This window comes from Tychonema sp. LEGE 07196 (genome assembly GCF_963890365.1).
Taxonomy (GTDB): Bacteria; Cyanobacteriota; Cyanobacteriia; order Cyanobacteriales; family Microcoleaceae; genus Microcoleus.
Map to the genome: position 1 here is coordinate 1 of NZ_CAWPRX010000097.1, position 14,581 is coordinate 14,581.

The 14,581-nt window shown below is 45.0% G+C and carries 18 protein-coding genes; 7 read left to right on the plus strand and 11 right to left on the minus strand.

The window, feature by feature from the left end:
* Window positions 1-158: 158 nt before the first annotated feature.
* Window positions 159-2,411, minus strand: coding sequence for a transglycosylase domain-containing protein (locus AACV78_RS11805; RefSeq protein ID WP_194009019.1), 2,253 nt, complete (start codon window positions 2,409-2,411; stop codon window positions 159-161).
* 57 nt (window positions 2,412-2,468) lie between these two features.
* Here AACV78_RS11805 and AACV78_RS11810 point away from each other — a divergent pair, with 57 nt between their 5' ends.
* A complete protein-coding gene (locus tag AACV78_RS11810; protein ID WP_194009018.1) occupies window positions 2,469-2,675 on the plus strand; it encodes a hypothetical protein in 207 nt (68 codons plus the stop codon).
* A 180-nt stretch (window positions 2,676-2,855) separates the two neighbouring features.
* Here AACV78_RS11810 and AACV78_RS11815 read toward each other — a convergent pair whose 3' ends face one another.
* From AACV78_RS11815 to AACV78_RS11840, 6 genes are all read right to left on the minus strand, one after another.
* Complete coding sequence (locus tag AACV78_RS11815; protein ID WP_006635506.1) at window positions 2,856-2,978, minus strand: photosystem II reaction center protein J; 123 nt, start codon at window positions 2,976-2,978, stop codon at window positions 2,856-2,858.
* A 69-nt stretch (window positions 2,979-3,047) separates the two neighbouring features.
* Window positions 3,048-3,170, minus strand: a complete 123-nt coding sequence (locus AACV78_RS11820) for a photosystem II reaction center protein PsbL (protein WP_194009017.1) — start codon at window positions 3,168-3,170, stop codon at window positions 3,048-3,050.
* A gap of 9 nt (window positions 3,171-3,179) precedes the next feature.
* Entirely contained in the window at window positions 3,180-3,317 is a 138-nt protein-coding gene (gene psbF / locus AACV78_RS11825; protein WP_194009016.1) for a cytochrome b559 subunit beta, read from the minus strand.
* Between the two features lie 20 nt (window positions 3,318-3,337).
* The gene (gene psbE / locus AACV78_RS11830) at window positions 3,338-3,586 is read right to left on the minus strand and encodes a cytochrome b559 subunit alpha (protein WP_194009015.1); all 249 of its coding nucleotides are present in this window, start codon (window positions 3,584-3,586) and stop codon (window positions 3,338-3,340) included.
* Window positions 3,587-3,642: 56 nt separating this feature from the next.
* Entirely contained in the window at window positions 3,643-4,659 is a 1,017-nt protein-coding gene (locus tag AACV78_RS11835) for a photosynthesis system II assembly factor Ycf48 (RefSeq protein ID WP_194009014.1), read from the minus strand.
* Window positions 4,646-4,981, minus strand: a complete 336-nt coding sequence (locus AACV78_RS11840) for a rubredoxin (protein WP_194009013.1) — start codon at window positions 4,979-4,981, stop codon at window positions 4,646-4,648. The genes AACV78_RS11835 and AACV78_RS11840 overlap by 14 nt, the downstream gene beginning before the upstream one ends.
* Before the next feature lie 161 nt (window positions 4,982-5,142).
* Between AACV78_RS11840 and ndhC the strand changes: the two genes are divergently transcribed.
* From ndhC to AACV78_RS11865, 5 genes are all read left to right on the plus strand, one after another.
* A complete protein-coding gene (gene ndhC, locus AACV78_RS11845) occupies window positions 5,143-5,505 on the plus strand; it encodes a photosynthetic/respiratory NAD(P)H-quinone oxidoreductase subunit C (protein WP_006635500.1) in 363 nt (120 codons plus the stop codon).
* Entirely contained in the window at window positions 5,496-6,221 is a 726-nt protein-coding gene (ndhK, locus tag AACV78_RS11850) for a photosynthetic/respiratory NAD(P)H-quinone oxidoreductase subunit K (RefSeq protein WP_194009012.1), read from the plus strand. Before ndhC ends, ndhK begins: the two co-directional genes overlap by 10 nt.
* Window positions 6,214-6,717, plus strand: a complete 504-nt coding sequence (locus AACV78_RS11855) for an NAD(P)H-quinone oxidoreductase subunit J (RefSeq protein ID WP_194009011.1) — start codon at window positions 6,214-6,216, stop codon at window positions 6,715-6,717. The genes ndhK and AACV78_RS11855 overlap by 8 nt, the downstream gene beginning before the upstream one ends.
* 395 nt (window positions 6,718-7,112) lie before the next feature.
* Complete coding sequence (locus tag AACV78_RS11860; protein ID WP_194009010.1) at window positions 7,113-8,207, plus strand: hypothetical protein; 1,095 nt, start codon at window positions 7,113-7,115, stop codon at window positions 8,205-8,207.
* A gap of 56 nt (window positions 8,208-8,263) precedes the next feature.
* Window positions 8,264-8,593 carry a DUF4926 domain-containing protein gene (locus AACV78_RS11865; protein ID WP_228042198.1) on the plus strand — a complete coding sequence of 110 codons (330 nt, stop codon included), beginning with the start codon at window positions 8,264-8,266 and terminating at the stop codon, window positions 8,591-8,593.
* A gap of 37 nt (window positions 8,594-8,630) precedes the next feature.
* On the opposite strand, the gene AACV78_RS11870 is transcribed toward AACV78_RS11865, so the two are convergent.
* Together AACV78_RS11870 and AACV78_RS11875 are read right to left on the minus strand one after the other, a co-directional pair.
* Window positions 8,631-9,050 carry a helix-turn-helix domain-containing protein gene (locus AACV78_RS11870; RefSeq protein WP_194009009.1) on the minus strand — a complete coding sequence of 140 codons (420 nt, stop codon included), beginning with the start codon at window positions 9,048-9,050 and terminating at the stop codon, window positions 8,631-8,633.
* Window positions 9,034-9,333 (minus strand): type II toxin-antitoxin system HigB family toxin, encoded by a 300-nt coding sequence (locus AACV78_RS11875; protein ID WP_194009008.1) that lies wholly within the window; start codon window positions 9,331-9,333, stop codon window positions 9,034-9,036. The genes AACV78_RS11870 and AACV78_RS11875 overlap by 17 nt, the downstream gene beginning before the upstream one ends.
* A 274-nt stretch (window positions 9,334-9,607) precedes the next feature.
* On the opposite strand from AACV78_RS11875, the gene AACV78_RS11880 reads away from it, so the two are divergent.
* The gene (locus AACV78_RS11880; protein WP_228042199.1) at window positions 9,608-10,987 is read left to right on the plus strand and encodes a class I SAM-dependent methyltransferase; all 1,380 of its coding nucleotides are present in this window, start codon (window positions 9,608-9,610) and stop codon (window positions 10,985-10,987) included.
* 17 nt (window positions 10,988-11,004) lie between these two features.
* On the opposite strand, the gene AACV78_RS11885 is transcribed toward AACV78_RS11880, so the two are convergent.
* Entirely contained in the window at window positions 11,005-12,270 is a 1,266-nt protein-coding gene (locus AACV78_RS11885) for an ABC transporter permease (protein ID WP_194009006.1), read from the minus strand.
* Window positions 12,271-12,747: 477 nt separating this feature from the next.
* On the minus strand, window positions 12,748-14,565 hold the full coding sequence (locus tag AACV78_RS11890) for an efflux RND transporter periplasmic adaptor subunit (RefSeq protein WP_194009005.1): 1,818 nt from the start codon (window positions 14,563-14,565) through the stop codon (window positions 12,748-12,750).
* Between the last annotated feature and the right edge of the window lie 16 nt (window positions 14,566-14,581).

Consider the following 14,581-nt stretch of genomic DNA (forward strand, 5'->3'; position numbering starts at 1 on the left):
TTTTTGCAAGAGTTCTAATGTTTATTTGCACAACAGCTTATCAAATAAACTTTTACTCTGGTGGGGAGTAGGGGTTGGACAGGAAAGCCAGCCCTCAACATACAATTTAAATGCACAACTGACAACTAACAACTAACAACTAACAACTAACAACTGACTTAACGCGCCACCTGCCGCATATATTCCCCCCACAACTGAGCAGCATTTGCACTACCTCCTGCAGTCGGAGAATTATCATCATTCCCCAACCAAACTCCCGTCACCATTTGCTGGCTCGGAATATAACCGACAAACCACAAATCTTTATTATCATTAGTCGTGCCTGTTTTTCCAGCTTCTCCCAACCCCAAAGCAGCACTGCTCCCCGTACCTCCCCGCACCACACCTTGCAGCATATCAGTCATGGTATCCGCTACAGCTTCAGAAACTAACTGCCTGTTGGCAACGCCATCTTTTTGATAGTCATAAATCACCCGACAACTGTTAAAATCATTTCGATCTTTGCAATCGCTGCTGTCAATAATTCGCTTAATTACGTGGGGGCGGTTTCCCAAACCGCGGTTCGCCAAAACTCCGAATGCACCCGTTAATTGCAATACGTTAACTTCACTTTCACCTAACACCAAACCAGGAGAAGAACGCAGCGGAGATGTAATGCCCAAACGTCTGGCCATTCCCACTACATTGTCTAAACCGACATCTTGTGCTACTCTCAAAGCAATTACATTTTCCGACTGTGCTATGCCCCGATACATATCAGCACTGCCGCTGGTTCTTTCGCAGCCGCTGTAAGTTTGTCCGCCCCAGGAAAGCGGCTCGCAAGAATAGGTTTTGGTGGGGGGAATTCCGCGTTCTAGGGCTGCTGTATAGGCAAAAATCTTAAATGTAGAACCGGGCTGTCTCAATGCTTGGGTAGCTCGATTAAACTGACTTTGCAAGTAACTTACGCCCCCAACTAATGCTAAGACTTCCCCGGTGGCAGTATTGAGAGTTACTACGGCTCCTTGAGAAAAACCTGCACTGGCTCCGGCATTTTCTACGGCATTTTTGAGGGAAGATTCGGCTACTTTTTGCAGGCTGGGATTCAAGCCTGTTTCTACTATAAAATTGCCTTCTCTGGCTAACTGTTCTCCCAGCAAAAACTCCAATTCGTCAAATACATAACTGTAGAAATAAGGAGCGATCGTACTTTGCAGATATTGGCGGGCTTTGGGATTGATGTCGATTCTCGATCGCCTCGCGCGATCGGCTTCTTCCTGAGAAATTGTCCCCAGTGCCCGCATCCGTTCGATCACCCGATCGCGATACTGCACAGCCAACTGATAATTTTGAATCGGATTGAAGCTATTTGGTGCAGGCAAAATACCCGCCAAAGTCGCCGCCTCCGACAAAGTTAAATCCTTAGCGGACTTACCAAAATAAAACCGAGACGCATCCTCAAAACCGTACAGGTCAATTCCCAAAAACACGCGATTCAAATAAGTCAGCAACAATTCGTCTTTGCTGTAATAATTCTCCAGTTTCAAAGCTACTACGGCTTCCCGCAACTTGCGTCCTGCGGAATCTTGAGTTCCCACATAATCGCGAAACAAACTCCTCGCTAACTGCTGCGTCACTGTGCTGCCGCCTTCGCGAATTCCTCCCCCGCGAACATTGGTCAACAGCGCCCGCAAAACCCCGATCGGATCTACGCCCAAATGCCAATTGTAGCGGCTGTCTTCGGAAGCAAGTACCGCCTGGGATAAATAAGGCGAAAAATCCTGCAATCCCTTTAATTCTACGTGAGCGTTATTCTGAGGAGGGCGCAGGGGAGTTTGTCCGTCGCGGGCGTAAACAATCACGGGGCCGTTGATGCTTCTCGGCAGAGGCCGCACTTGAAACTTGGTCGATTCAACACCTACCAACACCGCAATCAAAGCGGTGATGCCGCTGACTCCGTAAAAGCTGTAGCGCACAAGTTCCAAATACCAAGGCGGCGGATCTACGTACTGAACTCTGACGGCGGCGGCGAGTTCCGGCGGGCCCAAGGTGAACACGTCTCCGTGACGCAGGGACATACTTTTAACTCGCCTTTTGCCGGAGTAAATGCCGTTGGTTGAGTCTTCGTCTTTGATGACAAAAGGAGTCCGCCGCCGAGTATCCCGCGACAGGGATAGGTGGACGTGACTGACAACGGGATTGCGAACTACAATATCTGATGATTTGGACGATCGACCTAACAAATATCGATCGCCCAATAGCGGATAAACCTCAGCTTTAGCTGCACCCGCATCTTGTACCCACAGTTCGGGTACTTTGGCATTCGGTTTCAGGGCTAGCTGGTTAAAATTAACCTTGGCAATAGTCTGGACTGCTTGGGTGATCGCACCCAAGACGGTTTGAGGTTTGCGGGGCGGCTGCGGTGGGGTCATATTTCGCTATGGACTACGATCGAGCGATCGGCTCTTGCACTATTCTACTCGCAACTTTTGGCTAATTCCCAAAGCAGGCCCGATGAGATAAAAATCCAGTTTTTATGGATCTATCTCGAAATCAACCGGATTTCGGGCGAGATGGCCCCGGGGGCTCAGAAACCTGGTTTCTGGGAAAATCTCGGTTTGGTGGCGAAATATCTCGAAGGAAACCCGGTTTCGGGCGAGATTTTCTCGTGGGTTCGTAGTGTGGACATGATATGAGAGCGTGATTGGTTAACCCGTCCCTACAAGTTTATTGACCAAAAGCAGTTTTATATCATAAACTTGCCAAATAATCAACACTTTTTCTAATATTTATCCCGGATTTACCAACCAAATTCGCATAATTAAACCCCCCTTTTTTTTAGGGGGGTTTGAGGCGTAAAATACGCGAGATTCTCCTTACATCGAAGAACCCAAACCGGCATAAGCGCCGTAGAAGAAAAGGCTCACAATGCTCAGAACACCTAGGCCTGCGACAGTAGCTACCAGCCACAAAGGAATTCTGCCACTTTCACTAAACATAGCCATCACCTCATTAATTCACAGCAAAACAAATTCATCGAACTGCAGACATCAAACTAGCGTCACCAGTTAGTTAAAGAAATAACTGGAGAACAAAATACCCAGACAAAAAATCATCAACAGACCCAAATAAAGGGAAGTCCGATTTAACTCGACGGGTTGTTCGTTGGGATTAGGAATGCGTTCAGGCATCGTAAACTCCTATGGTTGAATAAATTGCATTGCTGCGATCGCGCCCAAAAAGAAAATTGTTGGGACACCTAAAGTATGAACTGCCAACCAGCGTACCGTAAAAATCGGATACGAAATCGGCTCATTGTTTGGCGTTCTGCTAGTCATTTTTCCAACTCCTTGTTAAATTACTTGGCAATGAACTGATCTACTTGTTGTTTAGCTTCAAAGCGATCTGAGACAATCGGGATTTCTTGGCGCTGCTCTGTGAAATACTGGTTGGGGCGAGGAGTGCCAAAAGCATCGTAAGCCAAACCGGTTTGCACAAACAACCATCCAGCAATAAACAAAGCCGGAATGGTAATGCTGTGAATTACCCAATAACGGATACTTGTAATAATGTCCCCAAACGGACGCTCTCCAGTTGTACCTGACATTTAGAATCCTCCTTTCAACAACAAATCGACAGACAATCTCTATTACTATTCTACTATCAAGCAGCTTGTGCTGAACCTTGATATTTCAGTAGAGTGCCCTTAGCGCCGAGCACAAATCCGCGATCGGGCCCCATGAAGACAATTTTGTAAAAATTAGCGGGAACATCCTCAACTTCGCGGTCTTTTTGCCAAGTTTTCCCGCCATCTAAGCTGCACAGCAAATTGCCGCCGCCGCCGGCTACCCAAACTTCATTATCAGTCCGGTAAGCCATGTCTAGCAAACCCCAACTAGCCTTGCGATCGGGAAAAAACGGTTCTCCCCAACCTTCAGCACTCTCCGGGTCCTCAAACTGAATTTGACCGCCGCGGGCGAGCATCCACAAACGTCCGTCCTTGGTAAAGCCCATATTTTGCAGGCGGCGAGAACTGTTGCGGTTGCTAGGTTCCCAAGCTTCTTGTCCGGGTTTCCACACCGAATAGAAATTGCCCCTTGAGGAAACTGCCACATATTGGCCGTCTTCAAAACGGTTGATGTTGCGAACTACCCCAAAGGAATCCTGAACGATAGCTTTCCAATTTTTGCCACCGTCAGAAGTCCGGTAAATCGCCCCCACATCCGTCGTCATCTCGGCAGACTTCGGGCCCAAGGCGGCGATCGTACTTGGAGAACCCGGTAACTGAGCACTCAAAGCAATCCGCGTCCAAGAGTTGCCCTCATCGGTAGTGTGGAGCAAAACCGAAGGCTGGCCGACAATCCAGCCTTCGGAACCGGAAAAGCTCACCGACGAAAAACGCGACCTCGGCTCATCAAGATCCAGACCGATCTGCTTCCAGTTCGTGCCGCCGTCAGTCGTTTCAAACAGATTCGCCTCCGAACCGACAACCCAGCCGCGATCGGGATTGCTGCCGGTAAAGGCAACATCCTGCAAATTAGCTTCCGTCGGCAAGGATATCACCTGCCAGGGGTTGTAACTCACAGAACCGATCGTGCTGCAACTCGTACAAATGAGCGCAGCCGCCAATAACATTACAATTCGTTGCCAAAATCTCACAATCGTCCTACTGCAAACCATACATACTAAGTAAAAACAAGAAACCAACGACCAAGCCGCCAAAAATCAGCAAACTTTTCTGACCTTCGGTCATACCGTTGACACCGACACCGTAGCGCTGATTTGCCTTAAATCCCGAAACCCCTTCCTGCTGACCGAGATTTTGAAACATGGACTTGCGCGCCGCGCAAACGGGACAGACCCAAGTTTGGGGCAAATCTTCAAAAGCCGTGCCAGGGGCAATGTCAACTTTAGGATTTCCCTTTTTCGGATCGTAGACGTAGCCGCAGGCGCGGCACTCGTGCCGATCGAGGGTTTTAGTCTCAGTGGCTGGATCGCTCATAGCTCCAAAAGGGTACGTAAGCTAATCTTAAAAGATACATTAAAAATTATTGCAGAATATGGACGATTAATCTCAACTAATTCGTAATTCTAGCTACGCAGAATCCATATAATGTAAAGATAGAGTTACAAACCCTTTCACCGAGGCAGTAATTATTCACCGTGTTTGCACTCAGCGGCTACGAGTATTTTTTAGGCTTCCTGCTAATTTCGAGCCTAGTACCTATCCTCGCCCTCACGGCGTCTAAGGTACTACGGCCCAAAAGTCGTCCCTACGACCGACGCACTACCTACGAATCTGGCGTCGAGCCGATCGGCGGAGCCTGGATTCAGTTCAACATCCGATATTATATGTTCGCCCTGGTCTTCGTCATCTTCGACGTAGAAACTGTCTTCCTATATCCTTGGGCGGTAGCTTTCAACCAGCTAGGACTCTTGGCTTTTATCGAAGCCTTGTTTTTTATCACGATCCTCGTTATTGCTCTTGTATATGCATGGCGCAAAGGAGCCTTAGAATGGTCTTAAGTTCAGACACATCACAAAAATCGCTAATTGTCAATCCGGCAGAGCGCCCGCAAGTCACATCCGAATTATCAGAGAACGTCATCCTAACCACGGTTGACGACATCTATAACTGGGCGAGACTTTCGAGCCTGTGGCCGCTGCTTTACGGCACGGCTTGCTGCTTCATCGAGTTTGCAGCTTTGATCGGATCGCGCTTCGACTTCGACAGATTCGGCTTAGTACCCCGATCGAGTCCCCGGCAAGCCGACTTGTTAATCACCGCCGGCACAATCACCATGAAGTACGCCCCCGTTTTGGTGCGGCTGTACGAACAAATGCCCGAACCCAAATACGTCATCGCGATGGGCGCTTGCACCATCACCGGCGGAATGTTCAGCGTAGACTCCCCCACAGCAGTCAGAGGCGTTGACAAACTGATTCCCGTAGACGTGTACATACCAGGCTGTCCCCCGCGTCCAGAAGCGATTATTGACGCAATTATCAAACTGCGGAAAAAAATCGCCAACGACTCGATGCAGGAACGTGGCAACTTGCAGCCCACCCACCGCTACTACACCAGACCCCACAAAATGAAAGTAGTAGATGACATTTTGGACGGCAAGTATTTGTCAGTTCCCGGCCGGATAGCCCCGCCGAAGGAATTGACGGAAGCAATGGGAATGCCAGTACCGCCCGCCCTGCTTGCAGGACAAAAACAGGAGGTACAACGTGGCTGAGACAGAATCTGCGATTGTGGAAGCCGGGAAGGTTTCTCAGTGGCTGACTCAAAATGGCTTTGAACACGAAGCTTTGGCGGCCGATAATTTGGGCGTGGAGATATTAAAGGTCGATCGAGAATTCCTAATTCCGATGTCAACAGCACTGTATGCCTACGGCTTCAATTATATGCAGTGCCAGTGCGCCTACGACCAAGGGCCGGGAGAAGATTTAGTCAGCGTCTATCACTTAGCCAAGCTGACAGATAACGCTTCCCACCCCGAAGAAGTCCGCGTCAAAGTATTCATTCCCCGCGAAGATCCGAGAGTACCATCAGTCTACTGGATTTGGAAAGCGGCAGATTTCCAAGAGCGGGAATCCTACGATATGTACGGCATCGTCTACGAAGGACATCCGAATCTGAAACGGATTTTGATGAACGAAGATTGGGTAGGCTGGCCGTTGCGGAAAGATTACATTTCCCCTGATTTTTACGAACTGCAAGACGCTTATTAAGGGAGTTTTGCGAGGGCGGGTTTAGTGCATAAAATTGGACTTTTGCGGTTAAGTTTTATGTGAAACTCGCCCTCTGTTTTTTTATTAACTGCTTCCTCGCCTCTGCCGGGGAACCGATGTCCAAAAACGCAATTTTCAAAAAATTATTCGTATGGTTTACGAAACTGCGGGTTTAATAGCATTACTTAAGTATCGTAATAATTTACCTGCAACTTCGCAGGGGTAAGAACAAACCGGATGATAACAGGCTCGAAGCACAGACAGTTGAGCTTAGGCAAATAAACAAGCAGTTACAACAAGGAAATAACCTATTTACCGCCTTTATAGTTCAAATCCTTGCAAGATTTAAGCAAACAGAGGCAGAACTCAAGGCAGCTACTACTGAGAACAATTCTTTGAAGCAGACGGTTCAAAAGCTACAACAACAGTTAGCAAGCGTTGAGAGCGAAAGAGATGAAGTAAGGAAAATTTCAACAAATCTTCGTATTGAAAATGTTTACTTTGAACAAAAAATTGAAGAACTAGAAGCTCATAAAAAAGTTCTTATTCAAGAATTGGGTGGTTCTCTCAGTAGTCAAGATATAGAGTTTATAACGTGGGAATTTTTAATCGAGAAAGTTAAAGAGGTTACTAGACAGCTTAATGAAGTCATAGCCCAAAATCAATCACTCATTAAAACAAATACGGATTTACAGCAAGAAAGAGACGTTCTGAGAAGAGACTTAAATCAAGTTAAAGATAATAATACTAGATTGACGCAAGATAATCTACAACTCCTAGCTAGCAAAAATTATTTAGAGTCAGAACTAAGACGATCACTAGACCTAATTCAACCTTTAGAGATAGATAATAACCAGCTAGAGCAAGAAAAAAAACAATTAGAAATAAAACTTTATGAGTTAAATTCATTAAACTCCAATTCACGTCAATTAGAAACAAAAGTTAAGGAACTAGAAGAGAATGCCAGAGAGCTAGAAAAAGCCAAAATAAGTTTCGAGCTACAGCTTAAGGACGAGAAAAATAGAGTTGCACTTCTTCAGCAAGAAATTGAGAGTAGGATAATTATAACTCCGGATGAGGAAATTAATCGGCTGCTTGCAAAAATAGCTCAACAAAAGGAGTTCATAAAAGAGCTACGAGAAGAAATTGAGAGTTTGAGGATTATAAATCCGGATGATGATGGAATAATCTTCTTAGAAGATTATAATGATTTAAGTTTATTAGAATATTATAATGATTTAGTTTATTTCGTTCAAACATCTTTAGGAACTTCAGGTATAGAGGAATTAGAGGATTGGGGAAAAACAGAAGAATTTTACATAGAACTTATCAGTAGACTTTGTTTTATCGATACTATACTCATAACAAAAATAAAATCCTTGGAATATAAATTCCATCCCGTTTATAAGGAATATACTGCTGCGAGTTTAGATATTAGCTTTAGCTATCCCGGTGATTTTTTGTTTTGGAGTAATGGCGAAATGTGGTGAGAACTAAGTTATTTCTTCAATAATAAGTTGTAATTAAGAGTTTATCAATATAAAAGATGAGTTCCAACGATCGCCAAACAAAACTAGAATACGGGAATTTTCCGACACCCTATTATAAGTGCCTGGAGGTAATAAAAGTGGCAAAAAATACAATTAAATTACTAGATGTTGTTGCCTTGACAGTTGACATTCCTGAATACAACCTGTGGCGCGGACAAGTAGGGACTGTGGTTGAACTGTTGGCTGATGGTGCAGCGTTTGAGGTTGAATTTAGCGATCGCAACGGACGTACTTATGAGTCTGTCGGGCTGCATCCAGAGCAAATCATGGTGTTGTACTTTGAGCCAGCATCACCCGATCGCAAACCCGAAATGGTTACAGCATAAATAAAACAACTTGCGGGCTTTTTGCTTACTTTTGCGGTTAGACAGGGTGCGAGCGCAATTCGAGAAACAAACTAATATCTACTCCGAAAAAATCAGCTAGTTTTCTGGCTTCATCTATGGCGATCGCCCTTCGACTGACAAGAATCTTTTCAACCTCTGTTTCCGTCCCCAAAAGTGGAATTAAATCCGACTTGTCCAAATCTCTTGCATCCATTAGATGTCGCAAAATTGAGGCAGCATCCCCCGCAGGAATTGGATAAGTTTCAGCTTCAAATTTTTCAATCAACGTTATCAAAAGCTCCAGAAATAGCTCTTCCTCCGGCGATCGCATAGGGCGGTGTTCCAGTTCGCTAGCGAGAGCGAGTGCGGCATCGTTTTCTGCTTCATTTGCGATCGGTTTTGGTTGATACCGAATCAGTAAATTTGTATAAGATTTTGCATCAAAAGTACGGATCATTTTTCCACTCATCCTTATCATACTCAGCGTGAGTCAAAACATATTTGATGTAGATTCTTTGAGAAACGTAAACCAGATCGACTATCAGCCGATATCGATTTCCTTTTATATTAAATACGGTAAAATTCCCTACAGCCTCCGCTTTTGGATAAGTCTGCTGAACATCAATTAGGTTTTGCCATTGGGCTTTACTTGACACTCTATACCACTCATAAAGTGCCTCACAGGAATCTGCATGGCTTTCACAGAAATCTCGCAGAACTTTTCGGCTAATAACACGCATCTGAGCCTTTTTTTCCAAACTACACCAGATTTTGTTCGTGACTTACGTACTTGTCATATTATAAACATTTGTAAGTGCGATCGCAACATCATAGCCGTAGAAATTCTTTACAATGGCGACTTCAGTATGGCAGAGTAATTGAGCGTGCCGGACAACAAGACGGCGTTATCGCAGTTTATAGATTTAACTTATGATTTCCACAGTTCGCAAAACAAAACTAGAATACGGAGATTTTCAAACACCCCCAGAATTAGCTGAGATGGTGTGTCGGAAATTGATAGAACTTGATATTAACCCCAAAGTCATCATTGAGCCAACTTGCGGGATAGGTAATTTCATTCAAGCTGCTGTAAATTCCTTTCCATCCGCCAGCAAGATTATCGGAGTTGAAATCAATCAAATTTACTTAACAGAATTACGAGCCAAACATGAATTGTTACAGGATGAGAGATGTGAGGTTAAGCACGGAGATTTTTTTGAGTTTGACTGGACATCATTAATTAAGCAATTCAATCATCAGGTGTTGGTACTTGGTAACTTTCCTTGGGTGACAAACTCACACCAAGGAACTATTGGTAGTGAAAATTTGCCTAAAAAAAGTAATTTTCAAAAGCACGCTGGTTTAGATGCACTCACAGGTAAAAGTAATTTTGACATCTCAGAATGGATGCTAATTAAAGCAATTCATTGGTTGCAAAATCGTGACGAAACTCTGGCAATGCTTTGCAAGACTTCTGTTGCCAGAAAGTTATTGAACTACATTCATTCAAAAAAACTTAATCTCGCTAGGTGTGCAACTTACAAAATAGATGCTAAAAAGTCTTTTAATGCAAATGTGGATGCCTGTTTGTTATTTTGTCAGTTTGACTCAATCTCGCAGAACTACTTTTGCGATGTCTTTAGCAGTTTAGAAAGTTCAGAATCCCACCGCATAGGCTATCAAAATAATCTTCTAATTAAAGATATAGATTCTTTCAATAAATTGAGGAATTTATATGCTGTTAAATCAGGTACGAAATGGCGATCGGGCGTAAAGCATGACTGCTCGAATGTGATGGAGTTTCGGAAAATTGATAATCTTTTTGTCAATGGATTTGGGGAAGCTGTCGAGCTTGAGGAAACTTATCTATTTCCGTTACTTAAAGGCTCGGATGTCGCTCAAAATCGCATTAATGCCACAAATCGCTATATTTTAGTAACTCAAAAATTTATTGGCGAATCAACCGAATATATCAGCCAGATAGCTCCTAAAACTGGGTGCTATCTCGAAAAAAACGCACAATATTTAGACAATCGCCAAAGCAAGATTTATCAACAAAATCCTCGCTTTTCTGTTTTTGGAGTTGGCGATTATAGTTTTAAATCTTGGAAAATAGCCATTTGCGGACTTTATAAAAAATTGAATTTCAGATTAATTGGTGCAATTGCTAATAAACCTGTAATATTTGATGATACTGTTTATTTTGTCAGCTTTGAAGACGAGGGAATCGCACGTAAAACTTTTGAGCTTTTGAATTCATCTGCTGCAATTAGCTTTTATTCATCAATGGTATTTTGGGATGAAAAGCGCCCGATTAAATCTAGTATCTTAAATTGTCTCAATCTAACATTGCTGGCAGATTTGGAATCTTTAACCGCAGATGCACGCAGATAAACGCGGATGAGTACAATTCAATCATTGCGTAAAGCTGCGATCGGATCTAAGCGAGCCGCATTCCTGGCCGGCAATACTCCTGCTAATAGCCCGACGGTAAAAGATAGCCCAAAACCGGCAGATATCGACCATACAGAAACCACAAATGGAAATTTGAAGGCTGTCGCGGCCCCAAAGGCGATCGCAATTCCCAACCCAATACCCGCCGTTCCCCCCACGGTGGACACTAAAATAGATTCCGCCATAAATTGAATCAGAATTGCTGCATTAGTAGCGCCAACCGCTTTGCGAATTCCGATTTCCTTGGTGCGCTCCACAACCGACACCAACATAATATTAGCAATACCGATGCCGCCAACAACCAAAGAAATTCCGGCGATCGATCCCACCATAACTGTAAATAAACCTATCACATTGCTGAAAGTATTAACAATCTCAGTTTGATTGACAACTCGAAAATCATCCGCTTGCGGCGGATAAATATTGTGGCGCAAACGCAGGATATTTTCCACTTGAAATTGAGCATCCGCTAAATCCGCTTCGCCGGCAGTTTCCAACCAAAAACCAGAGATTGCAATCCCCGCTAAAGAATTTCTCCCCACAATCCGCGAAGACATATTTTTGAGGGGAATATACACTCTATCGTCCTGATCGGTTCCCCCTACAGACCCCTTAGTTTCCATCACTCCAATCACCTTGTAGCGGTTTCCCTGAATGCGAATATCGGAGGAGAGCGCATTAACTCCGGCTCCAAAAAGTTCGTCCCGCACCTTAGAACCGAGGACGACTACTGGCTCAGCAGCATTCAATTCATCCTCAGTAAAAAACCGTCCTTGCTGGGGTTGAATGTTCTTCACATCTGGATAGTTTAAATCTGTTCCCAAGATAGCAGTAAATGAATTTTGTCCGCCGTAAACGATTTGCACTTGGCGCTGCAAATAAGCGGTAATTGCTTTGACTGCAGGAGCTTGTTTGCCGATCGCCTTTGCGTCATCCCAAGTCAGGGTAGTAGCAGAACCGCTTCCCAGACTGACACCGCCCGATCGCGAAGCACCGGATAACACCAACAGCACATTTGTACCCAAAGATTTTAACTGTTCTTCAGTTGATTTTTGGACTCCTTGTCCTACCGAAGTAATGGCAATTACTGAAGATATCCCAATAATTACACCCAGCATGGTTAAACTGGTACGCAATTTGTTATTCCACAGCGCTTCTGTCGCCATGAAGGCGATTTGAACGTTGGATATTTTCTTAATAGGTGGGGGAGTCTTTAATTTCATTAGGTAGTTGGGAATAGGTAATTAGTTAGATTAATTCCGGTTGTACGTCAGGTGATTGTTGACTGTTAACTGTTAACTGTTGACTGTTAACTGTTGACTGTTAACTGTTGACTGTTGACTGTTGACTGTTGACTGTTAACTCGATTTTATCATTCCGATGCAAGCGCAAACGATATTATTGAGAGATTGAAGGAAGAAGGAAGAAGCAGCGGGGAATAAAAAAGCAGGAAGAGGCGGGAAAAAACAGCTATTTCTATATCCGTGATTTTTTTGACGTGTTGGTGATCGGTAATTGGTAATTGGTAATTGGTAATTGGTAATCGGTAATCGATAATCGGTAATCGATAATTGTTAACCACTAACCACTAACTGCTAACCACTAACTAATGACTAATGACTAATGACTAATGACTACTGACTACTGACTACTGACTACTGACTACTGACTACTGACTACTGACTACTGACTACTGACTATTAACGCAATCGCGTTCTACCACCTGGTTGCAAACCCGGAATTCCGCCCGACGATGGATTTTGGGATTTAGGCCGCAATCCGGCGGGTACACTAATCAGCACTTTTTCATCTCCTTTCAAACCCGATCGCACTTCTGTCTTGTCATCCACCGTCATACCAGTTTTAATCGGCATAAAAGCAGGTTTGCCATCTTTTCCACCGGGAACAAATACCCCGGTTGCCCTTTGTTGGCGGACAATTGCCGCAGTGGGGACTACCAAAACATTTTTGAGCTCGCCTGCTTTAAACTCCACGTTGACATTCATCCCAGAACGCAGCATTTGTTTGTCATCAATAATTGCGGCTCTTACCTCAAAACTCGTCACATTTTGCTGGACGATCGACTGAGGCGAAATTTGAGTGATTTTACCGGCAAAAGTCTTTCCCGCAAAAGCATCAGCTTGAATAGACGCAGCTTGGCCGATCTGAATCTGAGCAATATTAGTTTCTGCTACGTTTGCGATTAATTGATTTTTTGAAGCTAAGGACAAAATCGAAGAAGAAGTCGCCGAAGAAACCGCACTTCCCGCCGTCGTGGGAGTCACGAAAGCGCCCGGATCTGCGTATTTGCGGGTGACAGTGCCACTAAAAGGAGCCCGCAACACAGTGTCATCGATCAGGGCTTGAACGCTTTGCAGGCTGCCTTTAGCGGAGAGAACTTGGGCGCGGGCTTGGTCGATTTCTTCGGGGCGAGAACCGGCTTCTAGCAGCGCCAAAGCTTGCTGTTTTTGCTCGACAGCGGCGCGGGCTTGGGCGATTTCTTCGGGGCGCGCGCCCGATCGCACCAAGGCCAAAGCTTGCCGTTTTTGCTCCACTGCAGCCCGTCCTGCAGCGATATCTTCGGGGCGTGCGCCCGATCGCGCTAGGGCCAAAGCTTGCCGTTTCTGCTCCACTGCAGCCCTCGCTGCTGCGATTTCTTGAGGGCGAGCACCCGCTTTCAGCAAAGCTACAGCTTGTTCGGCTTGTTTGACTTGCGTGCCGGCTCGATCGCGCGCGGTGCGGGAATTGTTGACAACTTGCAAAGCAATCGCCCCAGCATTATAAAGTTCTTGATTTCTCTGAAACTCTTCCTCTGCCTGATTTTCAGCGTATTCGGCATCTTTGAGTTTGGCAGTTGCTTGGGCGATATCTTCAGGCCGATTTCCCTCAAGCAATTTTTGTAAATTTGCCTGTTGTTCAGCTAATTGTGCCTCGGCGACGACAATCTCCTGAGTTCGATTGCCATTGAGCAATTTTTGTAAATTTGCCTGTTGTTCTGCGACTTGCGCCTCAGCGACAGCAACATCTTGGGTTCGATTACCGTTGAGCAATTTTTCCAGACTTGCCTGTTGTTCAGATAAAACTGCCTTAGCCGAAGCAATATCTTGGCTTCGATTACCGTTGAGCAATTTTTGCAAGTTTGCTTCGGCGGCTGCGAGTTGTCCGCGAGTTTGAGTAAGTTGGCCTTGGAGGTTGGAGTCGTCCATGTAGGCGAGAATCTGCCCTTTTTCAACGCTATCTCCTTCGTTGACAAGCAAACTTTTGAGCATTCCTGAAGTTTTGGGGCTGACGTTGACGGAACGTTCCGGCACAATCGTGCCGTTTGCCGAAATTGTAATCGGCAGGTTGAGCCTTTCTACAGCAACGGTTTTTTCCTTGCGCCCGGTTTCGCTACGCTGTTGGACTGCGAATTGGCTGTAAGCTGTGTAGCCTGCTCCTGCAATCAATCCGGTGGCGAGAAGCCCGCCCAGCCAGGGAGTCAGCTCTTTTTTAATGTGAAAGTTTTTTACAAGGTACATATTCTAAAAAAGTACA